The 24,799-nt window shown below is 64.0% G+C and carries 23 protein-coding genes and 1 tRNA gene; 11 read left to right on the forward strand and 13 right to left on the reverse strand.

Annotated elements, in window-relative coordinates:
* Together Q2100_RS11645 and dcd are read right to left on the reverse strand one after the other, a co-directional pair.
* Positions 1–1,062, reverse strand: a 1,062-nt coding sequence (locus Q2100_RS11645; RefSeq protein WP_302914181.1) for a DUF7159 family protein, incomplete at its 3' end; no start/stop codon positions are given.
* A gap of 291 nt (positions 1,063–1,353) precedes the next feature.
* A complete protein-coding gene (dcd, locus tag Q2100_RS11650) occupies positions 1,354–1,935 on the reverse strand; it encodes a dCTP deaminase (RefSeq protein ID WP_302914182.1) in 582 nt (193 codons plus the stop codon).
* Positions 1,936–1,980: 45 nt separating this feature from the next.
* On the opposite strand from dcd, the gene Q2100_RS11655 reads away from it, so the two are divergent.
* Positions 1,981–2,054, forward strand: a tRNA-Gly gene (locus Q2100_RS11655).
* A gap of 82 nt (positions 2,055–2,136) precedes the next feature.
* Here Q2100_RS11655 and Q2100_RS11660 read toward each other — a convergent pair.
* On the reverse strand, positions 2,137–3,306 hold the full coding sequence (locus Q2100_RS11660) for a tyrosine-type recombinase/integrase (protein WP_302914183.1): 1,170 nt from the start codon (positions 3,304–3,306) through the stop codon (positions 2,137–2,139).
* Positions 3,299–3,874 carry a helix-turn-helix domain-containing protein gene (locus tag Q2100_RS11665; RefSeq protein ID WP_302914184.1) on the reverse strand — a complete coding sequence of 192 codons (576 nt, stop codon included), beginning with the start codon at positions 3,872–3,874 and terminating at the stop codon, positions 3,299–3,301. The genes Q2100_RS11660 and Q2100_RS11665 overlap by 8 nt, the downstream gene beginning before the upstream one ends.
* A gap of 24 nt (positions 3,875–3,898) precedes the next feature.
* Between Q2100_RS11665 and Q2100_RS11670 the strand changes: the two genes are divergently transcribed.
* The 6 genes from Q2100_RS11670 to Q2100_RS11690 all read left to right on the forward strand — a co-directional run bounded on the left by Q2100_RS11670 (position 3,899) and on the right by Q2100_RS11690 (position 7,213).
* Positions 3,899–4,093 carry a MerR family transcriptional regulator gene (locus Q2100_RS11670; RefSeq protein WP_302914185.1) on the forward strand — a complete coding sequence of 65 codons (195 nt, stop codon included), beginning with the start codon at positions 3,899–3,901 and terminating at the stop codon, positions 4,091–4,093.
* Between the two features lie 339 nt (positions 4,094–4,432).
* The gene (locus Q2100_RS11675) at positions 4,433–4,888 is read left to right on the forward strand and encodes a hypothetical protein (RefSeq protein ID WP_083045624.1); all 456 of its coding nucleotides are present in this window, start codon (positions 4,433–4,435) and stop codon (positions 4,886–4,888) included.
* Between the two features lie 370 nt (positions 4,889–5,258).
* The gene (locus Q2100_RS31845; protein WP_133056668.1) at positions 5,259–5,612 is read left to right on the forward strand and encodes a helix-turn-helix domain-containing protein; all 354 of its coding nucleotides are present in this window, start codon (positions 5,259–5,261) and stop codon (positions 5,610–5,612) included.
* Between the two features lie 156 nt (positions 5,613–5,768).
* Positions 5,769–6,164 carry a hypothetical protein gene (locus Q2100_RS11680; protein WP_302914186.1) on the forward strand — a complete coding sequence of 132 codons (396 nt, stop codon included), beginning with the start codon at positions 5,769–5,771 and terminating at the stop codon, positions 6,162–6,164.
* Positions 6,165–6,190: 26 nt separating this feature from the next.
* Positions 6,191–6,727 carry a hypothetical protein gene (locus Q2100_RS11685; protein ID WP_302914187.1) on the forward strand — a complete coding sequence of 179 codons (537 nt, stop codon included), beginning with the start codon at positions 6,191–6,193 and terminating at the stop codon, positions 6,725–6,727.
* 153 nt (positions 6,728–6,880) lie between these two features.
* A complete protein-coding gene (locus Q2100_RS11690) occupies positions 6,881–7,213 on the forward strand; it encodes a hypothetical protein (protein WP_302914188.1) in 333 nt (110 codons plus the stop codon).
* A gap of 116 nt (positions 7,214–7,329) precedes the next feature.
* Here the strand turns inward: Q2100_RS11690 and Q2100_RS11695 are convergent, their stop codons facing one another.
* Positions 7,330–10,083 carry a class I SAM-dependent DNA methyltransferase gene (locus Q2100_RS11695; RefSeq protein ID WP_302914189.1) on the reverse strand — a complete coding sequence of 918 codons (2,754 nt, stop codon included), beginning with the start codon at positions 10,081–10,083 and terminating at the stop codon, positions 7,330–7,332.
* A complete protein-coding gene (locus Q2100_RS11700) occupies positions 10,080–13,340 on the reverse strand; it encodes a DEAD/DEAH box helicase family protein (protein ID WP_302914190.1) in 3,261 nt (1,086 codons plus the stop codon). The genes Q2100_RS11695 and Q2100_RS11700 overlap by 4 nt, the downstream gene beginning before the upstream one ends.
* A gap of 492 nt (positions 13,341–13,832) precedes the next feature.
* Here Q2100_RS11700 and Q2100_RS11705 point away from each other — a divergent pair, with 492 nt between their 5' ends.
* Positions 13,833–14,240, forward strand: a complete 408-nt coding sequence (locus Q2100_RS11705; protein WP_302914191.1) for an SCO2097 family morphological protein — start codon at positions 13,833–13,835, stop codon at positions 14,238–14,240.
* Between the two features lie 413 nt (positions 14,241–14,653).
* Here the strand turns inward: Q2100_RS11705 and Q2100_RS11710 are convergent, their stop codons facing one another.
* The 7 genes from Q2100_RS11710 to Q2100_RS11740 form a co-directional block, all read right to left on the reverse strand.
* Positions 14,654–15,523, reverse strand: a complete 870-nt coding sequence (locus tag Q2100_RS11710; RefSeq protein ID WP_302914192.1) for a hypothetical protein — start codon at positions 15,521–15,523, stop codon at positions 14,654–14,656.
* Between the two features lie 407 nt (positions 15,524–15,930).
* The gene (locus Q2100_RS11715) at positions 15,931–16,593 is read right to left on the reverse strand and encodes a hypothetical protein (protein WP_302914193.1); all 663 of its coding nucleotides are present in this window, start codon (positions 16,591–16,593) and stop codon (positions 15,931–15,933) included.
* Positions 16,594–17,149: 556 nt separating this feature from the next.
* The gene (locus Q2100_RS11720) at positions 17,150–17,545 is read right to left on the reverse strand and encodes a nitroreductase family deazaflavin-dependent oxidoreductase (protein WP_302914194.1); all 396 of its coding nucleotides are present in this window, start codon (positions 17,543–17,545) and stop codon (positions 17,150–17,152) included.
* Positions 17,546–17,738: 193 nt separating this feature from the next.
* Positions 17,739–18,431 carry a phosphatase PAP2 family protein gene (locus Q2100_RS11725; RefSeq protein ID WP_302914195.1) on the reverse strand — a complete coding sequence of 231 codons (693 nt, stop codon included), beginning with the start codon at positions 18,429–18,431 and terminating at the stop codon, positions 17,739–17,741.
* A gap of 58 nt (positions 18,432–18,489) precedes the next feature.
* A complete protein-coding gene (locus Q2100_RS11730) occupies positions 18,490–19,170 on the reverse strand; it encodes a phosphatase PAP2 family protein (RefSeq protein ID WP_302914196.1) in 681 nt (226 codons plus the stop codon).
* Positions 19,171–19,284: 114 nt separating this feature from the next.
* On the reverse strand, positions 19,285–20,436 hold the full coding sequence (locus Q2100_RS11735; protein WP_302914197.1) for a glycosyltransferase: 1,152 nt from the start codon (positions 20,434–20,436) through the stop codon (positions 19,285–19,287).
* Positions 20,433–21,485 (reverse strand): glucosyl-3-phosphoglycerate synthase, encoded by a 1,053-nt coding sequence (locus tag Q2100_RS11740; RefSeq protein WP_302914198.1) that lies wholly within the window; start codon positions 21,483–21,485, stop codon positions 20,433–20,435. Before Q2100_RS11740 ends, Q2100_RS11735 begins: the two co-directional genes overlap by 4 nt.
* Between Q2100_RS11740 and Q2100_RS11745 the strand changes: the two genes are divergently transcribed.
* From Q2100_RS11745 to Q2100_RS11755, 3 genes are all read left to right on the forward strand, one after another.
* Entirely contained in the window at positions 21,465–22,565 is a 1,101-nt protein-coding gene (locus tag Q2100_RS11745; protein ID WP_302914199.1) for a Gfo/Idh/MocA family protein, read from the forward strand. The genes Q2100_RS11740 and Q2100_RS11745 overlap by 21 nt on opposite strands.
* 16 nt (positions 22,566–22,581) lie before the next feature.
* Positions 22,582–23,652 (forward strand): zinc-dependent alcohol dehydrogenase, encoded by a 1,071-nt coding sequence (locus Q2100_RS11750; RefSeq protein ID WP_302914200.1) that lies wholly within the window; start codon positions 22,582–22,584, stop codon positions 23,650–23,652.
* Positions 23,653–23,803: 151 nt separating this feature from the next.
* A complete protein-coding gene (locus Q2100_RS11755; protein ID WP_302914201.1) occupies positions 23,804–24,760 on the forward strand; it encodes an enoyl-CoA hydratase/isomerase family protein in 957 nt (318 codons plus the stop codon).
* Positions 24,761–24,799: the final 39 nt, after the last annotated feature.

A 24,799-nucleotide genomic window follows, 5' to 3' on the forward strand; every position in this document is an offset into this window, starting at 1 on the left:
GGCGGGCGGCGCCTGCACGGGCTGAGCCTCCCGGACGGGCGCCGGCGCCGCTGGGGCCTGCGTGATGCTCGGGACGATCGCGCTCTGGGCGGGGCTGGGCCGCTGATCGGCGGTCGGCCGGATGCTGACAGCCAGCGAGATGGCCAGCGCCACCACACCCACCACGAACACCGATGTCAGTGCGCTGCCGACCAGCAGGAACGGCTTACGGCTCTCGTCGGCGGGCAGATCGACGTCGGCGGCGACGAAGTCCTCGGGCGTCGGTGCCGGATCGCTGGCGGGCCGCATCTGGGTGGCCGCCGCGGCGAGCCCCGCGTATTCGCTGCCCGCGGTGGTGCCGTCGTCGGGATCCTGCGAGTAGGCCAGTCCGACGGTGGAGGCTTCGAGGGCCGGGGCGTGCGCCGATGCCAGCGCGGCGCCGCGGGCGAGTGCCAGGGCGGATTCGTCGGGTGCGCTGACGGGCAGCGAGACGATGTGCTCCAGGTGCGCCTTGACCGAGCTGACGTCGACGCCGGAGCCGACCACGAACATGCCGTCCGGCGCGGCGTCCTGCGCGTCGACCGCGGCGGCCATCTCGGTGAGCACGGCCATCGCGTCGTCGCTGTGCAGGCTGCGGCTGAGCACCTTCACGACCGAGCCGTCGTCGGTCTGCACGACGGACAGCGTGGCGGTGTCCCGGTCGATGAACAGCAGGGCGGTGGTCGCGTAACCGACCGCCCGGCCGACGGCCTGGGCGAGCGAGGCGGCGGCGTGTCCCTCGGACACCAGCATGACGTCGTCGATGCCGCGGGCGGTCAGCGTGTCGCGCAGTACCGACGCCTCGGCGTGGTCACTCCACGTGACGCCGATTGACTTCAGGTAGTGGCCGCCCTCGGCCGCGCTCTCCTTGGTGCCGAGCACCGCGGCGACGACCTGATCGGCCGCGCTCGAGGTTGCTGAGCCCTCGGTTGCGGTGATGTCGAAGACGTCGTGGTCGACGATCGCGCCGTCGGCCTTCTCCCCTTCGACCAGCACCATGCGGACCGTCGTAGGTGTCATCGACACACCCAGTACGATGTCCACCAGATCCTCCAAAGTGTTTGCTACGCCTGCCCGTTCGCCATTGCGCAATCGACCGTCACGAGTCTCCAACTAGAACTTCATCGTCGCGACCAGCGCAGTCGTTACATCTCGACCTTGTTAGCTGTGCGCGGTGGAGCCCTGGCCGGATCGCGACGCACCGAATGCCCGCTGACGCCGGTACTTCGACCCTACTCGGATCAACGACAACGGGACATCCTTGGTTCATTCCCCTTGCGTTGACTCTGCGTGTGCGGCGTCGCGCACTCGCACTTTCGCGCCGTAGGCGCAGAGTCAGCGGGGATCGGGGTGCTTGATGAAGTTCTGATACGACCGCGACGGGGTGGGGCCGCGCTGGCCCTGGTACTTGGAGCCGGCCTTGCTGCTGCCGTAGGGGTGCTCGGCCGGACTGGTCAGCCGCAGCAGACAGAGCTGGCCGATCTTCATGCCCGGCCACAGCGTGATCGGCAGGTTGGCCACGTTGGAGAGCTCGAGGGTGATGTGGCCGGTGAAGCCGGGGTCGATGAAGCCGGCGGTGGAGTGGGTCAACAGCCCGAGCCGGCCGAGCGATGACTTGCCTTCGAGGCGGCCGGCGAGGTTGTCGGGCAGCGTGCAGCGCTCCAGCGTCGACCCGAGCACGAACTCACCCGGGTGGAGCACGAACGGCTCGCCCTCCTTGGGCTCGACGAGCGTGGTGAGGTCGTCCTGGCGCAGCGCCGGGTCGATGTGGGTGTAACGGGTGTTGTTGAACACCCGGAACAGGTTGTCGAGTCGAACGTCGACGCTCGAGGGCTGGACCAGGGTGTCGTCGAACGGATCGATGCCCATCCGGCCGGCGTTGATCTCGGCGCGGATGTCGCGATCGGAAAGGAGCACTCGCCGAGCGTATCGGCCCGTGGTGCTAACCTCACTAGCCACACCGCCGATGTAGTTCAATGGCAGAACATCAGCTTCCCAAGCTGAATACGCGGGTTCGATTCCCGTCATCGGCTCCAGGCGCCCTGCTAGGTGCGGCACAAGAGTTCGCCAGCTAACAGGAAAGCTCGAAATTCCGTACTTTCCCCGTACAAACGATTCTCAAGACTGGTTGCTGGCCCATGTCTCCAACACATCGCGGGCATCTGGGCCGGCCGTCACCCGCTGAACGTAATGCCCTTCGGTTGTGGCGAGCTGGGCGTGCGCAAGCTGACGTTGGGCCGCTTCGACACCAAGTCCATCGCGCACGACCGTCGCGACGGTCCGGCGGAAACTGTGTGGTGTCACCCACTTGAGGTGTTCGTGGCCGGCAAGCGCTTCGCGCAAGGACGACCGGATGTTTGTCAGTGCCACTAGGCCGCCGTCACGGTTGGTTAAGACCGGCCCATCGGGACCCGTCACCGCGTACAGGTCGGCCAGGACCTGAACACCGAACGCCGGCAAGCTCACAGTGTGCGGGGGCGCGCCGCCTTTGCGTCCGTTCTGCCGATGGAGTGGCTTGCCAGCCACTCTGCCCGCGTCAACCACGGTGCCGTTCACCGTCACGGTCGGAGGTGTACCGAGGAGGTCGACATCCTCCCACCGGATCGCCAGCACCTCACCCGGCCGCGCACCGGTGGCCGCAAGCAGTTCGATGAACGCCGGCAGCATCCGACCCCGCCGGGGTCCCGGACCCCTATGTCCACAGAATGCTCTGACCGCCAGGCGTACCTGCTCAAACTCCATCGCTGTCAACGCCCTTGCGGGCTTACGAACCAGTTTGGCGGTCCGCGTTTCCCGAATTGGGTTGTTGCCGATCACGTCGAACCTGACAGCCAACGAGTACATGCCCGAGAGGATGATGCGCATGTAGGTGGCAGGCGCCGGCGACAGGGCCTTCAAGTAGGAATCTGCGCGGCTTGTCGACAACTCCGAGATTCGGAGCGCGCCGAGCTGGTGGGCGCCGTGCAATCTCCACGTATCCCGGTAGAGCGTTGCCGTCCGCTCCCCGATCCGATCCTCAGTGATCTTCACCGGCATCCATGCGTCGAACAGGTCCAAAAGCGTCGTGCGATGGTTGATCACCCCGATGGGCTCCCCGACTGCGAGCTCCGCGGCGATCCGTCGTTTTAGCGTCCGCCGGGCATCCTCGGCGGACTTTGCAGACCGCGCCTCACGCTCTCGCCTCTTACCGCTATGGAGCCTGACATACGTTGTCGCATAGAAGATTCCATTGCGCTCGCGTTCAGTGATCTTGCCATGCTCGCCCGGTGCCATCCGCTGCCTAGGCATCGTCTTCCATTCCGCGCAGATCTTCTAGGTACCGATCTCGGGCCACTTGAAGGGACTCGATGAGTCCGCGGTACCGTCTCGCTTCATCGATAAGGCGCTCGCGGTATCGCTCCGGCATATTCAGGCGCTTGGCGCCCTCCTCGGCCTGGAAAAGATTGTGGCGCTGCGTTTCTAGCTTTTCTTCGACTTCGGCGATCAGCATCCGCAGAACCGCCCGATCAGAACGGGCGCCTGGAATGTCGACGCCCGCCGTAGCCCTGTCCAACCACTTGGACCAATCTGCCTCCAACGCGACACCCAGCGCGATCAGTTCGGGCAGCGTAACTCCCTGCTCACCCTTTTCTATCCGCGGTATCGCCACCCGGTGGACAGGTGCGCCGATCTTCTCGGTTGCCTCGGCCAGACGGACGTACGACATGCCCCGTTCTTCCCGCGCCGACCTCACGGCCTCACCAACGCGTTCTGCGACCTCTCGGGTCCAACTTCGACTGTCGTCCATGACGACATCATCGCACAGTTTCTGTTGACTTTCCGACATCCCGATGTACTGTCGGGTTCGCGACAGCACGGTCGCGAACTCGACAGGAGGCCGATGAACCAGAACAACAATCACGCCGAAGTAGGTGCCCGCCTCGGAGTGAGCCGAACGGTAGTTTTCAACCTCTGGGCATCGGGGGATCTGGCCTCGGTCACGATCGGGCGTCGGCGTTTTAGCACGGATCGGCAGATTGACGAGTACCTGGCGCGTCTGGAGCACGCTGCCCGGCCTGGGCCGGACGCTGCCTGATGCGCTGGCCACAGGAGGATCACGCCGACATCGGCCAGATTCCGAATTCTGACAGCACCGAGGACCTGCGGAGGGTGACGGCCTCCGTCGGCGCCGGTGCACCAAACACTGGACGGGAACAGGCAACGAACCGCCGCGGCCCATTCGAGCCAAGTACGTAATGGCTGGCCAACTCGTCGGTCGAGGGGTCACCGCCTGGAATCTCCCTGGAGCCAGTGTGTCCACGCGGTCAATAAGACCTATCCAGATTGGGAATCGAAAACCAGCTTCCGAGCGGACATGTGCCGCACAGCGCGCGGACGGACTACCAACGCCGGAAGAAGCAAGCAGGTTTACGAGATGAGGCGCCGCAACCCTATTTACGTAGTGGGCGACAAGCAGCGCACTGGCTACTCGATTCTCTCCGACGAGCTGATCCGCACCGGACCGCACAAAGACGCACTCGGCACCGACGGATTCGCTGTTCTGGCCTACCTGCTGTCGGTCGCAACGTCGGCCCAGTCCGGCCGGCGCCTATGGGAGACATCGGCTGCCGAAATCTCCGAGCGATTCGGCTGGCCTGGGAACCGCCGGCGCGTCACCGCAGCCATCGGGGCAGCGGTCAAAGATCAGCGGCTTGTGATCCGGGAGTACGTCCGCGACGGCAAGCCGGTACAACGGCGCCGCGCCTACGTGGTGTGCGCCGGAGGCCGCCGCTTCACCGACGGCGAACTATCTCACTACTCCACACCAATCATTCTGCCGCCCAGGCCTTGCCGCAAGTCGGTCGATGATCCCGAGGAGGACTTCTGGTGACCGCTCAACCTTGCACCACCATTGGGGCATCATCCGCGCATTCAACTTGCACCACCATTGGTGCATGGTGGCTACTGCGACCTTGCACCAAAAAAAGTACAAGGTCGAAGGTCCGAGCTTGTACCTCCGCCGGTGCAAGACACCTTGCACCCCCGTCGGTGCAACACCTGAAAACCCTCACCCGTATATACATCCGCTCATGCACCTGGCGGTGCAAGAGCGCCGCAAAACCTCCTACCGAGTCTAGGTATGGGGTTACGCAAACCGGGGACATCCAGGTAATCCACAGACCGCGTACGCGTGGAATGAGAAGTCACCATGAGCCGACCGATCCCAGGGCGGGGTCGACGACCGCATCGCGGCTGGCGTCATGAAATTTCCGCCGGACGAAATCGAGTTGCTGCTCTACGCTGTCAACGATCTCATCGTGCGTCGCACACTCGGCAACAAACCCTTGCCGCACGGATTCGCTGCTCTGCGCGACCGACTCGTCAGTTGCGTAGACGCAACCAAAAGTTGTGCGTCGCAAACCCAATCGTCACCCTCGGTAGTGGAACTCATCGACACGACCGAGGCTGCAGCGATTCTCAACTGCTCAATGAGCTGGGTGCGAAGCCCTCGCTTTCGCGACCAGCTTGCCGGCCGCGAGATCGGCGGTCGATGGCTATTCCCGCGACAGACCGTCCTTGAGCACGCTGAACGGAGAGGCAGGTCAGCAAAATGAACCCAACCGACTACCTGCGGCTGGGAGTCGAGCAGTACCTCCGAGAACTGCCGGATGACGAATTCAGGGAACTTACTCAGCGGGTGCGGACGCCTGACTCTCGGCGGGAGCCGCCGGAATCCGAGGACGCCGTATACGTTCGGAATCTGTTCGGTGGTGGCGACGATTAGCACCGCAGACAAGCGGTCTGGATTGACGATCGTTCATCGGGTCGCAAGGAATATCGATCAGGAAGCGAAGCAACGCATGCTGGCGATCGAAGCTGCGCGCGCAACTGCCGAACGCATCGCGGCCCTGCGCCAGAACATCTTTCGAAACGCTGCGTACACCCGCGACCTGCAAGCCGTCGAGACCGAACCGGAAGCTGCCCGATTACTGATTTCTGCGAGCGACAGTGCCGACAACTTTTTGGTGCTCGGCATTCTGCGCATGGCGATCGACAAGCGATGGAACCAAGTGGTCCAGGCCGGCATCCGTCACTTCGGAGAGCACCCAACATCTGCAGCCATCCAGGAACTCTGGCACCTCACCACAGGCCGCTCCGCGATCTAACCACCCTCGAAAGGAAAACGAACATAATGTCCCTCGCACAGCTCGAATCCCAGATCGACGCCCTGCGCGCGCAAGCCGAACGCATCCAAAGCCGATGGGCTCGCACCAGTGAAAGCTGGACCAACGACAACACCCTTTCCGATCTCGGGAAGCGCGCGAAGCTCGAAAGCGAACGCGCCGAGGTGAGCGCCAAACTTAGCAATCTCCGCAAGCAGGAAAAGGAATTGGTCATCGCCAAGAAGCAGGCGCTTGAGAAGCGGTTGTTCGGGTTGTCGAGCGTCACCAGCAGCGACCCCGGCCAGATCATCGCCTACCGCGATGCGCAAGACCGCGCCGCGCGGCTCACCCGGAGCGACGAAGCGGCAGAGGTATTCGCGGCAGCCATGCGGTCAGACGACAAGAGCCTCGCCGCGGCCGTACTGGCGCGAGCACTCGCTAACGGCTGGGACACCATCGTCACCGAATACGTCAAGCAGGACCCTGCCGCGCGCGAAGACCTCGACGACCTCGCCAAGATCCAGCAATACAACTCCTTCGAAGCCGGCCTGTCCTACATCGCCTGATCGCCCTCGCGGGCCGGTGCGCGTATGACGTTGCGCCGGCCGTAAGTGCCCAGGGCGGGTGACCCCCCACCCCCACCGCGACCGCCTCCCATGGCATAGGCGCCGCCCCCTCCGCCGCGATTTTTTTCGAGACGAGCAGATTGGCCTCCGGACGTGACCGAGCGAAGACTGCGCGCTGTGAAGGCGGGCGAGAACGTGCCGGTGAAGCGGGCATCTCGCAAAGCGGCACCGAAGTCGGTCGTAGAGGCGGCGAGGAGTGGTGATCGCCGCCAACTACTCGTAGCGTTGCAGCATCGAATTGCGAAGGCGATCGACGACCCGAAGGCCACAGGCCCGGCGTTCGCGGCGTTGGTCAAGCAGCAGCGCGACATTGCGGCCGAGATTTACGCGATTGATCTCGCTGCCGATGCTGGCTCGCTAACGTCAGGCCCGCAGTCGGCAGTCGCCATGACGCCCGACGAGCCGTGGGACGAGTCGAAGATCTAATCCTGGCCAGGAGTCCTGACTCGACAGACCTCCGCGCTCAGTCGTTGCCGACGCGCTGTCGGTTTAGCGCATCTGGCTGAAGTGTTAAGTGCCTGCCGGCGTCAGCACCGGTGCCCTCACCGCTTCTTCTTCCCTTGCTCCTCGATCATTCGTTCGTAGCGGGACAAGAGCTGCACCTCGCAACGCTCAATGTCACTGATATCGATATCGAGGTGCTTTTCGACAATCGCGTCCAGACTCCGGTGCGCGGTTAGCAAGTCGATGGGCATGCTGCTGGCATCGTAGAGAGCCTCTAACGTCTTGCCGGGGAACTTCTTCCGCACCTCAAGAATGTTCGCTGCCGCACCGATCACCGCCGCTCGGAAAACATTACCGGGTTCGGGAAGCGGGAAAGTGTTCCACACCAGTGTGTTTGAGAAGTTGCTATCCGCGCGGGTATGCCCGCCCGCGAGTCGCTGCCAAACCGCGAAGATTCGCGAGCTGACGATCGCGAAGATGAAGCCGTCCGGATCAGGCGCGGTGAACAACGTGTTGTTCACGACCACGTCGGGTGTTGAGTAGGCGGCGGGCAGATAGAGGCGGGTGTGACCGGTAACCTTCGGAATGGCGAGGTACGGCTCGGATGGTTGCCGATAGTTGGTAAAGAGGTGCGGGGTTGACGCCTTACGATTCGCCTCCGCATCCGAACTATCAGTTCGCCCCTGCTTAACCAGCTCTAGTCGCTGTTCGATCAGAGCACTGCCAGCCCAGTCGTCGGGCTTCGCATCCCGTAGCCACAGAACCCACCGCGGCTTGTTCTTCAAGAGAGTGGTATTGGACAAAAGCGGCCGGATGAACTGGGACGCAACGGGGTCTGCTTCGAAGGCTTCGAGTTCCTCCGGCTTGATGACCAGGTGGTTGAAGTCCCACAGCTTGTTCCCTTCGGTGAGCGGCGGCAAATGCGGAGGTACTGGCTTCCGCGAGCCCCGGACTGCGACGTTGGGACCGTTAAGCAGGTATGGGTTGATGTTCTCCACCCGTCGAGCCTCGGGCTCACCGAGACCGTTGGCAGCGTAGTGAAACAACGTGCGTTCGACTCGCTTCGGCCCTCGGGCAAGGCCCACGATCACAACGTGGACGCCAGCAGGGTTGGCCGATTCGGAGTCCCAGTCAAAGGGGCGGTGGGCGAAGGCAATCGTCCAACCGGCGTCCAGGATGGGCACCCAAAGCGGTGCGACAGATTGACCCTGGCAGATCGAGCTGGTGGCGACGAAGGCGAACCGCGAGTTGGGAGCGGTGAGATATTCCGACGCCTTTCGAAACCACGCCGAGACATAGTCGAGGTTGCCGTTGTAGTCGTCGCCCAAGGTGGACCGAAGATTGGCGGTCTGTTGCGCCGATCGCTCTTTTTGCCCCGCGTAAGGGGGGTTCCCGAAGACGATGACCTGCTCGCTGGAAGGCAAGATCGATTTCCAATCAATCTCCAGCGCGTTGCCTTCCTTGATGCTGGACGCGATCGTGATGGGCAGACGGTCGGGAGCGACACCGAACTCCAGCTCCATCTGCTGGTTGGCTAGATGGTCCACCAGCAGCATTGCGGTCCCTGCGATCCGGGCCGGCCACTCATCGATCTCTATACCAAAGAAGTGGTCGAGTGTGACTTTGATGTCACCGGTGACGTCGAACGTGAGTTGCGCGCGGTCCCCGCCCGTTGCGGTGCCGTCGATCATGTCGAGTTCGCGGCGACGGCGCAGAATTTCGAGTTCGAGGGCACGCATCTCGCGGTAGGCAACAACGAGAAAATTTCCGCATCCACAGGCCGGGTCCAAGAATCGCAACTGCCCCAGCTCATTGTGGAGGCGAGTGAGCTGCCCTTTGTCGTCCCAAGCACGCTTCAGTCGGTCTCGGTACTCGTCGAGGAAGAGTGGCCCAATCGTCTTGAGGATGTTCGCTTCGGTGGTGTAGTGCTCCCCGCCGTGCCGGCGTGCCTCCTTGCTCTTAACGGTCTGGAACATCGACCCGAACACAGCCGGGGAGATCACCGACCAATTAAAGCTGCATGCTTCCAGAAGCGCATTGCGGAACTCGACTGGCAACGGGGGTAACCGCAATGGATCCTCGAACAGTCCACCGTTGATGTACCGGAAGAATGCGAGCGGATGGCCAGCTTCGATGCTGCGGCGATCCTGCGGGGTGTTCAGCACATCGAAGAGCTCGATCAAGTCGCCGTGAAGGGTCTGCCCAGTGGTCTGGTTGCGCAGGTGGTTCTCGAAAAGTGCGGGTGGCCTCCACATGTCGGCGTCGTCACCGAATAACAGGAAGAGAAGCCGCGCGAGCAGCAGCGTAGCTTCGTGTGCACCGACACCCGCTAATTCGAGGTGGGAATACAAAGTTCCCATAAGCCGTGCAGCCGCGACCGAAGCGGTCTCCGCTTCACGGTCGAACGCCTCGCGCATCCGATCCAGGAGCGCGACAAGTGGGAGGTCTTCGTCGAAGTCGAGCTCTATCGCACGAAGACGATCACCTAAATGAGTTTTACGGTCGCCGTTGTGGTATTGGTGGACAACAAGTTTGGCGTTGGTGGAACCAAGCTGCGCGCGGCGCGGCCAACGCCATTCTTGGCGATGATCGTCGGTGAATATGACCAGCCGCTCCAGATTGTCCTTACCAACGAGGACATCGATCTGACGTTGAACGGGACGCGGCGGCAGCACCGGGCAGTGCCAGATCCGCAATCCCTTAAACCCGGCCACCTGAGTAAGGGTGTAGTCGTTGCCATCAACATTCAGATTCAGCGGCGGCCGATCAGGATTCTCCCAGCCGAGTTCGTCGATGAATAATGTGCGAAAGTCGCGAGTGTCGACGAGGTCGAGAAGTCGATTGTCGGTCATTCCACGATTCCCATGCTGGAGACGATGCGGATCGGATCCTTACCACTACGGGCGGTGACGGTGAGATCGCCGTCGCGGTGCAACGCGGTGATCAGGGTGGCCAATTCGTCGTCGCTCGCTTGGTTGCGGACCGCCCGACGGAGTCGGTTTTCGGCGTCCTTCGTCAACGGGTGTTGGTAGAGGTCGTCGAGAGCCAAAGAGGTATCGGCGTTGTGGCTATGCAGCGTTGCACCCAGGCGGTTCCAGAGTGTCCGGCGGACACCCCGCAGCCTCCCCGCAGCGAACGTCGGAGTGGCCAGAGGGCCGCGGACCAGCTTCTCGATCAGGTCGTCATGATCCGCGACGGGTTCCAATCCTGGCTCCTCCGGCAACGCCTCAAAGGTCTTAAGGACTTCGTGGCCAGTGAGGAGTGAAGTGGTGCCGTCCGAGGTGGCGCGGCCGAAACCGTCAACGCCGGAGTCGGTCCGCACGTAGCAGACCACCCCCGTATCAATGTCGGTGAGCCGCTTGCGCCGGGTTGCAGAGATCATGTCGGGCAAGCCCGCGATTTTGGCGGCGAGGTCGGGGTCGTGGTCGACAGCTTGGGTCCAATGCTGGTAAGCGAGGCTGGACGCGTCTACATCGTCTGTCGAGTCGGTCTCGTCGAGCTTGCCGTTGTACAGATCAGTGATGGCTTGCGTTTCCCCGTCGGAGCCGAAGAACTGCTCATCGGAACCGAATGCCTCAGCATTAGCGTGGAGGCGCTCGGCGATACGGCGGCGGAGGTCAATCACGTTGTCCACCGACTCGTGGAAGAAGGAGTAAAGCGTGACAGTCTCGGCCTTCTGACCGACGCGGTCGACACGGCCAGCGCGCTGAATCAGCCGGATAATCGCCCACGGAAGGTCATAGTTGACGACAATATGCGCGTCCTGCAGGTTCTGGCCCTCGCTGAGAACGTCGGTTGCGATCAGAACCCGGAGTTCATCTTCTGGAGCGATGCCGGGGTCGTGGCCCGGCAGCGTATTGGACGCGGGGGAGAACCGCTGCGCGAGCCGGGTCGGGTCCTCGCTGTCACCGGTGGCGACGCCGACGCGGTCGATGCCGGCTGCTCGCAGCGCCGTTCCGATGTACTCGGCGGTGTCCTTGTATTCGGTGAAGACGAGAACCTTCTCGTCGGGGTGATCGATCTGCAAAAGGTGGATCAGGGCATCAAGCTTGGAATCGGTCTCGGGCTTCCAATCGCCGTATAAGGTGAGCAGCGCGCGGAGAGCCGCGGTGTCTTCGACCAGCGCCTCCCGGAGCGCAGGGGTAAACAGTTCTGGCCGAATCCATGTCAAGCCCGCCGGATTCTTCTCCTGCAGCGTCGCGTAGCGGGTCTCGGGGGTTCCAACTGTGTCTTCGCCGCCGCCGTTCGGGTCGTCGTCGTCCTCACCGAATTGGTTCTCGGTGATCGTCCCGGCCGGGATCGCTAGGCCATTGTCTATGGCGTACAGGAACAGCTCGTTGCGTGCGACGTGCCGTTTGAGGGACAGCGTGAACGAATGCCCGCAGGACGATAGTCGCTTGTAGAAGGTGGTGCGGACGAAGCCGGCGACGTGGCCGCGGCCGCGTGCCAGGTTGTCAATAAACTCACGTTCCGGGTCGGTTGGTGCAGCGGTAGACGAGAGGTAGTTGCCGAGCTCGTACCGGGGAAGTTGAAGCGCGGTGATCGTGTCTAGGGTTGTGTCCCCGGCCATCAGCGTGGCGGGGTCGCTCTCGCCGAAGGAGTGGTCTACCGGCTTCGGGATACGCTGCGGGAATCTGAATTGGGTGCCGTCCGAAAACTCCAGGTACGGTCCGTCGCCGTCATCCTTGGAGTAGTTGTTCTTCACGAATGTGCGGGTCCGACGTACCAGATGCTCGCTCATCAGGCGCTTCCAGTCGTCCGGATCTTCCGAGCGGCGGAACGCGGCCATCGTGGTCGTCTTGCCATCTACTCTGTCGGCCAGCCGCGGGTCGGCGGCGAGCGCGTTGACAGGGGAGATGCCCAGATCGTCGTCGTCGTCGATGTAGAGACCTAGTTGGTTCGCTACATCCAGGAATCGGATGTTGTACGGGGTGGCCGTCAGTAGCAGCGCCTTACTGTCGTTCGCCTGGATGTAGTCCTGAATCGCCTTGTAGTCGCGGCGAGTGTCGTTGCGCAGCGTGTGGGACTCGTCGACGATGACCAATTGGTACCGCCGGAGTGCGGGCAAAACCGCGTGAGCCATGGAGTACGGCACCACCCTGCCATGCAGCTCGTACGCTTCGAAGTGCTCCTCCCACATCGACACCAGGTTCTTTGGACACACCACCAGCGGCATGTAGCCGTGCTCGTCGCGAAGCATCAGTGCAACCGCGATCGCCGTCAGCGTTTTGCCGAGACCGACCACGTCGCCGAGCATGGTTCCGTTCCGCGTCATGATCCGCCGCGCGAGGGTTTGCACCGCGGTTTCCTGGTACTCAAGTAACTGTTCGCGGATTGCGCTGGGCACGGAGTACTCGGCCAGCCCTTCGCGGACATCGCGTGAGAGGTCGTAGCACACCTTGAGGAACACGTCGTATGGCCGTCGAGGTTCGCGGCGCGCCCACGATTCGTCCAGCAGATCGAGAATGTCCGCGGTTATCGGACGGCTGAATCTGTCGTTCCACCGGTCGTTGAACCACTGCGCGAGAGTTTCAGCCGCAGTGGTGTCGAGCACGTCGACGTTTAGCTCGTAGTTAACAGTGAGGCCAGGTCGGGTGAGATTCGAGGAGCCGACGAACCCGGTGATCGCGTTATTGAGGTCGTCGCGATGGCAAACGTAGGCCTTACCGTGCAGCGGCTTGCGGGTGTGCACCTTTATTTCCACAGCCCCGGTGGAGAGCAGGTCGCGCAGGGACTGCAGGACCGCACGGTCCGCTGCGGTCGGAAGTCCGCGCATCAACTGCAGACGGAGTTGCTCGACCAACACCGCCTTGCGCTCGCGCGCGGCGTTCGCGTCGGCGTCTGACTCCGTGTTGCCCTCCAGATCGGCCTGGAGGGCGTCGAGCGTCTCCTGCTGGACGCCAGCGGTCACCATGCCAATGAGGATCCGAACGATCGGCGGATCGCCCTCGTTCCAGCTCTCAGCCTTATCTCTGACGAGATGGTCGAACACGGCCCAGCCGCGCAGGTTGAAGTAGCCGACGGCGACGTCCATGGTGTTGGACACCAGGAGCGTCTTCTCCAGGTGTGAGCCCAGGTCCTGTTTGATGTTGTCGAAAATCCGCGTCACCGCTGCGCCCGCTTCTCCCTGGGTTGATCAGTCCGAGGTTGTTCTACAGGATCTCACCTCGGCATGGAACGCAAGGGCTGCTGGAAGCTAGCTATATGACCGAGGTCATCCAGCCAGACCTAGGCCGCAAGTACTTGGCAAGTAGAGCAGCAAGGACGACAGAAGGCTAGCGCTCGTCGGACACCGTCAGGCGCGAGGTGATGCCGGTCGCCGTACGGGCGATACGCAGTCCCCGCAGCGACGCGGTGCCATCTAGCGCGGTGGCAATTCATGCGACCGAACTGATAGCAGCGTCGTCAACACCGCGAATTCTGCCTAGTGCCCCGACAGCAACGCTGGGCCGACGACGTCGCGCAGCGCGGCGCGGAAGCACTCGCGTCATTGTGGCCGTGAAGAAGCTGATGCTTTACCGCAGGTCCCCTCGTACCATGACTGTTAGGCGCCGGCCCGGAGTTTGGGCGTACACGGCGGCGCGGCCCAAGGGAGGGACGAATGCCACTCTCCGATCATGAGCAGCGCATGCTCGACCAAATCGAGAGCGCGCTCTATGCGGAGGACCCCAAGTTTGCGTCCAGCGTGCGTGGTGGAACTCTGCGCGCACCTTCTACCCGGCGGCGGCTGCAGGGCCTAGCGCTCTTCGTGATTGGGCTGGCGTTGCTGGTGTCAGGTATCGCGTTCCCGGCTACGCGGATCGGCGACTTCGCGATTCTGTCCGTTGTTGGCTTCGTCGTGATGTTCGGTGGCGTGGTTTTCGCGATCACCCGCCCCCGAGGCCCAGGCGGCCGTGATCGCTCGGTCCCCGACCGGATCGGTCAGCAGCGGCAGAAGCGGGTCAAGGGCGCCGGCGGTTCGTTCACCAGTCGGATGGAGGACCGCTTCCGGCGGCGCTTCGACGAGTAAGTCCGCGCCGACTCCGGGCGTTATGTCTCTCGCAACACACAGCCATAGTCGCAGGACAGGCGCTTCGGCGGACCTCATCGCGGCCCGTTTCTCGTCGGTCGACCGCAGCGTATAACTGGGTCGTCGCGACACCGGACCGTTCGAGCTTCGTCTGCTCCGCGTGCAGGTTGCCCAAAGACGAACACGCGCCCCTGGCAGGATGCAGGAGCGCGTGTTCGTGACACCGTACGGCTATTTGCCTTTGCCGCCCTTCGGACTGGGTGCGCTCTTTGTCGTACCGGAGGCTTGGGGCTTTGCGGTCGTGATCGACGGGCGGGGCGGATACTGCTTTGTTTGCCCAGCGGACCGGAACACCGACTTCGACCTGCCCTCGCCGCTTGGCGTCGATTGGTTGGCGATAGATGGGAGCTGAGTCATGGGGTCGTTTCTCCTGGGTTTAAGTCCCGAGTGAAGTAGTGCTTCCTGTTGATCCACTTGAATCCCTCATGCGGGCTGATGGAAGCCACTTCGACCGGTCCACCAACAGTATCCGCCCCGAGACGGAACCGTGCATACCCCTCTGTCGTCTCGACCATGAAACGAGCTAGATCAATAGCGTCTGGCAAAGGCATTCCCGGCTGGACCGGGTCCAAACGGTACTGACCAAGAGCGGTGTCCACTTGCGACTCCGCCTGAGCGCGGTCGGCGGTATTCGGAGGCTGCATCGCGGCATCTATCAACCTCTCCCGGAGTTGATCGTCATAGCCGTTGAACAGGCGGTTCACGGCATCCGGTTGGGCGTACGCACGGAAACCATACTCTGAGTCCTCGAGCACTTGAATTGGCTTTGGCTCCACTGTGTTGCCGGAGAACTCCAGTAGCCAAGCTTCCGCCTGGTCACACTTGGTTGAAATGCCAACAACGAGGTAGCCAAGTTCGGCGGGAAAGCTCTGCCAACCAGCGTCATTGGCCGCCTGGCCGAACATCTTCGACGCCCGGTCCGCGACGTCTTCAACACTGAAGTTGGACAGATCGAGAGTGTCCGCCTTGTACTTCGGATCGCGCCCCATCAACCGCAGCCGGAAGCTCTTCGACAACGAGGAGATGCTCGCCGGACCAACGACTCCGAGCCCCCAAGTCATCGCGGCGAGCGGAAGCTGACGGTGCAGGTGAAAGATCTTGTCGGCGTTGTTGTAGACCTGCGAAATGATGTGGCCGCTCGGCAGTGTTGCACTCAAGGTGGTTGCTGAATCGGTTGCCAGGACGATGCCGTCGAACACTTTCACGTAGAGCGCAACCGTCACATGGCAAATATGGCACGGCGATAGGCGGGTGGCGCTGATTTGTGCCGTCTGAAGAGGCTGCGCGTCGCATCTGCTCAAACGCCACCGGAGGCGCCTTGAAGTATTGTCCCGGCCGCTCACATCACGTCGGGCTCGGTCCCGACGACGCCGAGCGCACCCGCATCACCGGGCTTGGACGACGCGACGAGGGCTGCGACAGCCGAGCACCGCGGCGGCACGCCGACGCAGCGATCCAACGGAACCGCCCCAGCGCAGGCGCCGGAAGACATCGCGACGGGAACCAGTCGAGATCCCCAAACGCGAGGTCGGCGAGAAAATCCGGCGGCGGTATGCCCCGGCGAGGTCTGCACACAAAAGGGAAAGGGTGCTGCTACCGGTGGTTGGCTTCCGCCGGCGCGGAAATCGACCTACTTGATGTCCTCAATCGCAATGACGACATAGCGGTCCGGCTCGTCGGTCCTCGTCTTATCCAACCTGCGGTAGATCAGTTGCAAATTTTGGTCGGGAAGCCGGCGGCGGGAATAGGCACGGCCACCAGTGTTGGCTGAGGTAATGAACTTGGGGTCACGGATTTGCCCGAGGGTTTCGACGGCGGCGTCGACCGCGAGCTTGCGTGGCAGAGTGAGCTGGTTGTACTGCTCGTCGGCCTGAGATGTGAATGCGACCAATGGAGTCGCATCCCGCCCGACGTCGGTACCCGTCCTGAGTTGCTTCTGTTGGTCGCCTGTCGTCAGCGCCGGCATCTCGGCTTTCTCGACCTCCGCGGCCAGCGTGCCCTCGCCGCCGAAGGGCAGTTGGAGCTTAGGTGCAGGAACGATCTGACCCCGCTGTGCCTGGTACTCCCCTATCGGAATCTCAGCGCCTTCTCGGGTGATCTTCAGGACACCTTCGATTCGGCGGAAGAACGCAGCTAACGACGCCAGTATCACACCAGCAGCAAGGAGCCCGCCAGTGACTCCTTCCTCCTCATCGCCGAAGTATCCGATGACGGCTACCGCCAACAGAGCGGTGGATAGCACGCCAAGGTAAACCTCAGCCGTCGGCCACGGCTTTTCTGGCAGGACCCCCATATCAGGAGCCTACCGGCCACTCCCACCAACAAAGCCTCCCTAGCGGACGGCTACAGCCCTCTCGCGGTGGGGCGTCTCGCGCTTTCCATAGATCTTGCTTAAGCGGGAAGCGGCTGCCACGTCGCTCGGTGGCGCATTTGCCGGTGCTCCGCACTTTCCCCGCAAAAACGTGCCCAATCTGGCCCGTACTTACCTGCATCTCGCCGTACTAAACAACCCGAAACGTGCTGCCTTGCAACAGTTGGAGGGACTTGCGCGTACGACGGTTGACGGACAGTTCCCAAGCTGAATACGCGGGTTCGATTCCCGTCATCGGCTCCACTTCTACCTCGACTTTCGATCCTTTGTCCTCGGCGCGAGCGGCGCGCAGTCCCGTAACGGTCCCGTACGCGCAGCTGCCGTATGCGGCGCTGGCGCGGCGTCAGGCGCCATCGAGGCGATCCATTCGCCCGAAAACGCATCTGACAGGCCTTCGCGTTGCCCCAGTTCGACTCGAATCCACCCTGGGCGGATTTTCAGTCGCTTCTTCAGCTCGAAGCCCGGTGCGCTACAGAGGTCAGCGCGCAGAGCCCGCATTCGTCAACAGCAAGGCTGCCTCGTCATAGGGAAACGCTCGGTAGAGCAGCCGGGAACGCGGAACGACGAGGGCCGCGGCGTCGGCCTTGCTCACCACCCGTGGGTTGACGAGCGCGACAGCCCGTCCACGCTTGCGCAGCACCGTCGGTCCGCCGGCCAGCACGTTCTTCAACCAGTCCGTCTGCAGGCCGTAGCCAATGAGGATGGCGTAGCCATCAAGGGTCTCGAATACCAAAAGGGGTGTTCGATATCGCTTACCCGACTTCCGCCCGACGTGCTCGAGCGTCCCGAGGCTCGGAAGCCACGGCGTGATCGCGCGAGCCGCCGGATTGGTGACTCGCTTGTTGAACTCCGCGATTCGTCGAGGCACACGCATTCTCGGAGTCTAAGTATTGGTCGAAGTGAGAGGTGAGTGACTCTTGCAGAGTTGATCGACGGCATCTGCGATGCGCCGTTCGGGCGTAGAAGGTACTTCCCAAGCTGGATAAGTGGGTTCGCTTCCCGTCGTCGGCTCCAGGAAACGCCAGATCTTCCGCGGGGCGCCGCGTTGAGGACGACCACCGCACGCTTCAGGTTCTGCTCACCAACCGCCGTTGCGCATCACCCGATGTGTGGTCGGCGTCGTGGGCGTGCACGACGTACAGGACGACGCTCAGCCAGATGCCGCCCAGGATCAAGCCGCCGAGGACATCGGTCGGGTAGTGCATTCCGCGGTAGACCCGGCTGACGCCGATCAGCAGCGGCACTGCGGCACAGCCGATCACAGCAGCCGCGGTGACGTAGCGATACCGGCTGTGCCACAGGGCGATCACCGCGACAGATCCGTAGAAGCAGACCGCCGCCGCGGTGTGGCCGGAGGGGAAGGACGACGTCGGCGGCGCCTCGTCCATGTGCGGCACCCGCGGTCGCGGGCGACTGATGAGCAGGGCGGTCGCCATGAAGACGGCTGTCTCGCCGGCCACTGCACACACCACGAGTACTGATTCGCGCCACCGGCCGAACACCCAGCGGAAGACCGCCGCCGCCAGCGCTGTGAGGACCACGATGGTCGGGGTGGCGGAAAGAGTCGTGATCACCGCACTCTCCGAAAAACCTTGTCCCTGACGGTGCTTCACCAGTCGCGCCGGTAGCTCGGCGTCCCACCTACCGAACGCTGTCGGCGGCAGCACATGGGTGAGCAGATAGCCCAACACCACCATCAACCCGATGAGGCACACCGCCGCGACGAGTAACCGCCCGACGTCACGACGGAGGCCGGCCATGCCATGCATCGACGTGGATTACCCCTTTGACGCTGCCGTCAAGCGGTGGGCGGGGCGGTCACCGCCGTGCACACGGCTGTTCGCGGGTCCCGACATCGGCCGGACCCGAGACAGGCTGGCCCGTCTCCCGGCGCCACGCGGCGTAGGCCCACGTCGTGACCGCCACCCAGCCGACGCCTAGCGTGACACCGCCCAGGACGTCGCTGACGAAATGCACGCCGAGCACCACCCGTGCAAACGCGACCGCCGCAACGACAGCCGCGGCCGCCACGACGGCGGCGATCCGGCCGCCCCGCGGCAGGAAACGGAGGGTGAGCAGCAGGAGCAGGCAGCAGCCGATCGTCGCGCTCAACGCATGGCCGGACGGGAACGACATCCCCGGCGCGGTCGACACCGGATCCGGCAGCACGGGGCGGGCCCGGCCGACCATCTCCTTCAACGCGAGGCCGAGTCCCGCACCGCCGAACACCGTGGCCATCAGCCACGCTGCGTGGTGTCGTTCACCGTGGACCAGATACACCACCGCGACCACCGTCAGACCGACACGGAAGACGACAGGGTCGAAGGCATCGCTGACGATCTCGGCTGTCTGCGCCAAGTGCGGGTGGTCGGTGTCCAAGCGGTGAAACGCATCCGCCGCCCCGGCGTCGAGGGCGCGCAGCGGCGGCCAGCCCGCGCGGACGAGGAGGAGAACCAGCGCGAAGCCGGCCCCGGCGACGAGCGTGCCGAGCAGGCCCATACCGAGCCGCAGCCCGAAGTGTTCGTCTGCGGCGGAGAGATGGGCATGAACCGCCCGGCCCACCCGCGTCGGCATGGTGTGGGGTGTCCCCGGGTCGGCGCTCGGGTAAACGCGTTACGCGTAGACCTTGGGGCGTGAGCCCGCAATGCATTGCTCATAGAGATCGAGGTAGGCCGAGGCCATCACCTCCGGGGCGAACCGACGCTCCGCCACCGCGCGGCAGTGGGCGGGATCGAGCCTGTCGACATCGGCGACCAGCCGAGCCAGCGCCGCCTCATCGCCGAACTCCGCGAGCAATCCAGTGCCGGGTTCGACGAGTTCGGGCAGACAGCCGCGGCGGTAGCCGACCACTGGCGTGCCGAGGGCCAGCGATTCGATGACCGCGGTACCCCCGGGTTCGTCCCAGCACACCGGAAACAACGTGGCGAGCGCGGTCGAGACAAGGTGGTCACGATCATCTCCGGTCACGTTCCCGATCCACCGCACCCGGTCACCGTCGACGTATGGGGCAACCTCGTCGCGCCAATACCGAACGTCGGCATAGCGATCGGCGTTCGGCTCGGCGCTCAGCTGCTCCGGCGTGGTGAACGGCCCGATCGGCCCCGCCAGCACCAGCTCCCACCCGAATCGCTGCGCCAGGCGCGCGGCGATGTGTTGGCCCTTCCTGCGGTTGATCCGCGCGACCAGAACCAGATGGCCGTTCCCGGCTGGGGCAGGCCGACGTGTGGCGTGATGTGCGAGCGGAGTGGCCAGATGAACATGGCCGAGACTGTGGTGGCGAAGCGCATCGGGCGCGCTCTGCAACTGCTCGGCGGAGACACCGTTGACGTGAAATCGATCATGCCTGCCGAATCCGCGGTAGAAGGCGCGGTGCTTCGTCAGATCCCAGTGCAGGGTGTGCAGCACAGCCGGCCGGTCGGCGCCCATGGTCGCGAGCATGCTCGGGCCCAACACCTCCATGTGGTCATGAACCAGGTCGATGTCCGAACGGCGCCGCAATTCGGCGGCGATGCGTTGCAAATGCGCTGCGGCGACACCGACTACGTCGTTGTAGGGCTCCGCGAGGTGGGCGAACTGCGGCTCGTCGAACACGTGGATCTGCTCGTCGACGTCGATGGTGCTCTGCCCGACGGTGGCAAGGACCACACGCACGCCGCGTCGGCGTAGCTCCGGAATGAGCGTCGCGACGATGTTCTCGATTCCGCCGTAGCCGACCGGCGGAACCGTCAGCCATGGGCCGGCATTGATCAACACCGTCGGAGTCATGGCCGCTGATTCTCGAGCGGCCAGGAACGGGCGCCGGGAGCGGTGGCGAGCAGGTCGGCAACGGCGCGGACGTCAGCCAGGGGCGGTCTCTCCTCGACAGTGACGTCGGAGACCATCAGCTGGTGGTGCACGGGTGTCGCCGTGTCGTGGCGAAACTGGGTGAGCCATCCCGATGCCGGCGCGTCGGTGACGCCGCGGTGCTCACGCTGGAGCCGCACGCTGGCGGTGTGCAAGATCTGAGCCGCCATGCGCCCCAACGCTTCGATGTCGTGGTGACGATGGGTGCGCGTGCCCAGATCGACCTGGGCGAGCGCGTCGAGTCCGACGAGGTTGAGCAGATCGACCAGCATGGCGAACTCGACGCCGTAGCCGGTCGTGAACGGGACCTGTTCGAGTACGTCTCGATAACCCCCGTATTCGCCCGCCAAGGGCTGTACGAAGCCGGCCAACCGGGGCCAGAACATGTTGATGAGCGGCCGGGCGACGAGTTCGCTGACCCGACCGCCGCCGCCGGGGACGGTGACCTGATCGGTTGTCAGCGGGCGCAGGTAGTGCGCCTTGACGAACACCACACCCGATTCACACAGCAGAGGGCCGAGGAGTCCGACGATGAAATGCGTCGTGAAGTCGCGTAAGTCCGAATCGACGAAGAGCACGATGTCGCCGGTGCTGGCGGCCAGCCCCTTCCACAGCGCATCGCCCTTGCCGTCCATTCGCGGTTGGTCGGGCAGTATCTGATCCTGGTGGAACACCGTCGCCCCGGCCGACGCCGCGACTGCAGCCGTCGCGTCGCACGATCGGGAGTCGATGACGATGAGCTCGTCGACCAGACTGACGTCCTCCATGAGCCGGCGCCGTATCTGCGCCACGATTCCCCCGACGGTCTGCTCCTCGTCGCGGGCGGGCAGCACGACGCTGATTCGTCGGGCGCCCTTCGCCCGCATGACCCGCTGCAGCGTCCACGACATCCCGCGACTGGACCGCCGCGGCAGCCACTCCCACACCTCGGGGTTGACCCCGGCCGGAATGTGTTCATCTCGTTCGCGCATGACACCCGGGTTACCGTTTACACCGACGTCAAATCCACCCCAAAGGGTGGAGTATTGCCGGTGGCCAGGGGTAATCGGCATCGACGCCGACCTGGGAGGCTAGCTGTGGACCGCTGCAATGTCGGATTCGTGGGCGCCGGTGGCGTTGCCGTGCGCCACGCGCACCATCTCGCTCAACTGCAAGATGTACGTATCGTCGCCGTGACAGACCCGGTGCCGGCAGCCGCACAGTCATTTGCCGACGTGACGGGCGCCGCCGTGGTGCCTGACCTGCAGGCACTACTGAACACGTCGCCAGATGCGGTGTATGTCTGTGTTCCCCCGCATGCCCACGGCGCGATCGAGGAACGGGTGCTCGGCGCAGGCATCGCCATGTTCGTCGAGAAGCCGCTGGCGCTCGACCTGCCGACCGCCGAGCGCATAGCCGACACGGCGCGAATGGCCGGCGTCGTCACCGCGGTCGGTCACCACTGGCGCTATTCGGCGGCAGTCGACCTCGTCCGTGAACTACTCGACGGCCGACCTGTTCGGCTCGCGGTGGGGTCATGGATCGACCGCGTGCCCCCGGTGCCCTGGTGGAGCAGGCGGGCGATGTCGGGCGGTCAGATCGTCGAGCAGGCAGCGCACGTGCTGGATCTGATTCGGCTGTTCTGCGGCGACGTCGTCGAAGTCAACGCTTACGCCAACGCCACACCGCCGGGCGTGCCGGACGCCGATATCGACGGAGCCACCGTCGCGATCCTGAGGTTCGAATCCGGAGCGGTGGGAACCGTCGCCGCCGCATGCTGCCTGGATTGGAAGCACCGGGCGGGACTCGAACTACATGCAGACGGCCTGTCGGTCACCGTCCATGAAGACGAAGTCGTCGCGAGGACGGACCGAGGAGACGTGCGGCGCAGTCTGCACCCCGATGACGCCAAGCGGGCGGCCGATCGTGCGTTCGTCGACGCCGTGCTCGACAACGGCGCGGCGCGCGGCGGGATCCTGGTGGACTACGGCGAAGCGTTGCGGACCCACGAATTGGCCTGCGCCATAGCGGCTTCGGCTAGGGACTGCCGGACGGTGAAACTCCATGACTGACCGCAGATTCACGCTCGTGGTCGAGCGCTGCGGCGTGGTCACACTGCGCGATGAACCGCCACCGCAGCCGCTGCGGGATGGCCAATTCGACGTGGAGACCGTTTTCAGTGGACTGTCGGCCGGGACGGACCTCAGTTGGGTGAAGGGCACGAACCCCGCCCTGCACCGTAGGTGGGATCCCGAGCTCGGCCTGTTCATGACGGGCGCCTCGGACGTGGGTTACCCGATCGAGGGTTTTGGCTACATGCAGGTCGGCCGAGTCACCGGAAGCGCAACACCTGCAGTGCAGCAAGGTGACCTCGTCGCCATGACCTACGGGCACCGCAGCGCTTACCGCGCGGACGCGCTGACCGACCGTTTCGTCACACTGCCGAGTTCACTCGATCCGGTGCTGGGCATCTATGCCGCACACATGGGACCGATCTGCGCCAACGGGCTACTCCATGCCGCTGCCGACATTCATGGCACCGATGTACGCGGTCTCGCCGACGGCGTGCGGGGTCGCCGAATCGTTGTCACCGGCGCCGGCGTCGTGGGTCTGCTGACCGCGCTGTTCGCCCGCCTGCACGGCGCAGAATCGGTCGTCCTCGTCGAGCCCACACCGTCACGCCGCCAGGTCGCGGCCGACCTCGGCCTGGAGGTTGTCGATCCGCACGGCGCCGACCCGGCCGTCCTGCTGAAAAGCCGATGGCGTCACAGTGCCGGAGACCGCGGAGCCGATGTGGTGTTTCAATGTCGCGGTCAAGCCAGCGCGTTGGCTCTCGCCCTTCGCATGGTGCGTCCCCAGGGCACGGTCATCGACTTGGCGTTCTACCCCGGGGGAAGCGACGAAGTCCGACTGGGCGAGGAGTTCCACCACAACGGACTGAGCCTGCGTTGCGCTCAGATCGGACGGGTGCCGCGCGGGACCAGCCACCTGTGGGACCGCGAACGCCTCAGCACCGAGACCTTGGCGCTTCTGGCCGCCCACGGCAAGGACATCGCCAGGCACGTCATCACGGACTACACGCCGTTGTCCGAAGCGCCGGAGACCCTGGTTCGACTGGCCGACAGCCGACACGACGGGCTTCAACTCGTGTTCACCTGAACGGGCTCTGGCATGTCAGCGCCGCCCAGGGTTCGGGCTGGATTCGAGAGCGGCGCGCAGGTCGTCGCCGATACGCTATGACGTCAGGTCCGTGCTTCAGGCCGATCGGGCAGAGCTCTTGCAACGAACTGAGAGGCGGAGCCGAGTGGGTATGACGATCAGCACTGAGCAGCGTGGCCGGGTGGTGATCGCTCGGTTCGACAATCCGCCGTACGGGCTGATGACGATGCAGATGGTCGAAGAGCTCAACAGGCTGGTGCGACGCGCCGATACAGACGACGGAATCGGTGCGGTTGTGCTGACCGGCGCACAGCCTGACCTGTTTCTTGCGCACTACGACGTTGCTGAACTCCTGGCAGCCGCCCGTCAGGCACCGCCCATCTCCGAAGCGCGCGCCGGCATCGCGTTGCGACTGGTCCGCAGGCTCACGCGAATCCCTGGACTCGAATCGCGTCTCGAGGACTCACAGGTAGGGGGTGTCGTGGCCCTTCAGCGTTTCCACGAGACATTGTTGATGATGGGGCGCAGTGGTGTCGTCTACATCGCCGCGATCAACGGCGCCACAGCCGGAGGCGGACTCGAACTCGCGCTGGCCTGCGATCTGCGCTACCTCTCCGACCGCGGTGAACTCGCACAGCCCGAGGTTCTCCTCGGCTTCCCGCCCGGGGGCGGGGGCACGCAACGAATGGCGCGCCTGATCGGCCGTGCCGCAGCGCTGCAGATCATGCTCAGCGGCGACGTCCTCACCCCCGCGGATGCCGAGCGGGTGGGCCTCGTGAACGAGGTGGTGCCTCATGGCGAGCTTCTCGAGGCCGCCTGCGCGACCGCTGAGAAGCTTTCCATGCGTTACAAACCCGCCGTCTCGGTGATCAAGCGCGCGGTGCTCGAAGGGGGTTCCCTCCCGCTCGAAGACGGTCTGCAGGTCGAGCAGGCCGGACTCCTGGCGATGTTCGGCCATCCGAAAGTCCAGTCGGCCATGGCCGCATATGGCGCGTTCATCGAGGAGAACCAGGCGCTTCCGGCCTACGACCATGAGGCTCGCCGGCAGCTACAGGACGGAACGTTCTCTCCCTTCGTCCCCTCACGCGGCCACAAGAGCGCCGACTGACCTACTCAGACCAACCAAACTGCCGTCCTCCGTGCTCTT

It is taken from the genome of Mycolicibacterium arseniciresistens, from assembly GCF_030519285.1.
Taxonomy (GTDB): Bacteria; Actinomycetota; Actinomycetes; order Mycobacteriales; family Mycobacteriaceae; genus Mycobacterium; species Mycobacterium arseniciresistens.

Coding starts and splice junctions, on each gene's coding strand:
- Q2100_RS11755 (WP_302914201.1), top strand. CDS start 23,804: ATGACGATCAGCACTGAGCAGCGTGGCCGGGTGGTGATCGCTCGGTTC.
- Q2100_RS11660 (WP_302914183.1), bottom strand. CDS start 3,306: ATGCCTAGGCAGCGGATGGCACCGGGCGAGCATGGCAAGATCACTGAA.
- Q2100_RS11695 (WP_302914189.1), bottom strand. CDS start 10,083: ATGACCGACAATCGACTTCTCGACCTCGTCGACACTCGCGACTTTCGC.
- Q2100_RS11670 (WP_302914185.1), top strand. CDS start 3,899: ATGAACCAGAACAACAATCACGCCGAAGTAGGTGCCCGCCTCGGAGTG.
- Q2100_RS11735 (WP_302914197.1), bottom strand. CDS start 20,436: ATGACTCCGACGGTGTTGATCAATGCCGGCCCATGGCTGACGGTTCCG.
- Q2100_RS11705 (WP_302914191.1), top strand. CDS start 13,833: ATGCCACTCTCCGATCATGAGCAGCGCATGCTCGACCAAATCGAGAGC.
- Q2100_RS11715 (WP_302914193.1), bottom strand. CDS start 16,593: ATGGGGGTCCTGCCAGAAAAGCCGTGGCCGACGGCTGAGGTTTACCTT.
- Q2100_RS31845 (WP_133056668.1), top strand. CDS start 5,259: ATGAAATTTCCGCCGGACGAAATCGAGTTGCTGCTCTACGCTGTCAAC.
- Q2100_RS11720 (WP_302914194.1), bottom strand. CDS start 17,545: ATGCGTGTGCCTCGACGAATCGCGGAGTTCAACAAGCGAGTCACCAAT.
- Q2100_RS11685 (WP_302914187.1), top strand. CDS start 6,191: ATGTCCCTCGCACAGCTCGAATCCCAGATCGACGCCCTGCGCGCGCAA.
- Q2100_RS11730 (WP_302914196.1), bottom strand. CDS start 19,170: ATGGGCCTGCTCGGCACGCTCGTCGCCGGGGCCGGCTTCGCGCTGGTT.
- Q2100_RS11675 (WP_083045624.1), top strand. CDS start 4,433: ATGAGGCGCCGCAACCCTATTTACGTAGTGGGCGACAAGCAGCGCACT.
- Q2100_RS11740 (WP_302914198.1), bottom strand. CDS start 21,485: ATGCGCGAACGAGATGAACACATTCCGGCCGGGGTCAACCCCGAGGTG.
- Q2100_RS11725 (WP_302914195.1), bottom strand. CDS start 18,431: ATGGCCGGCCTCCGTCGTGACGTCGGGCGGTTACTCGTCGCGGCGGTG.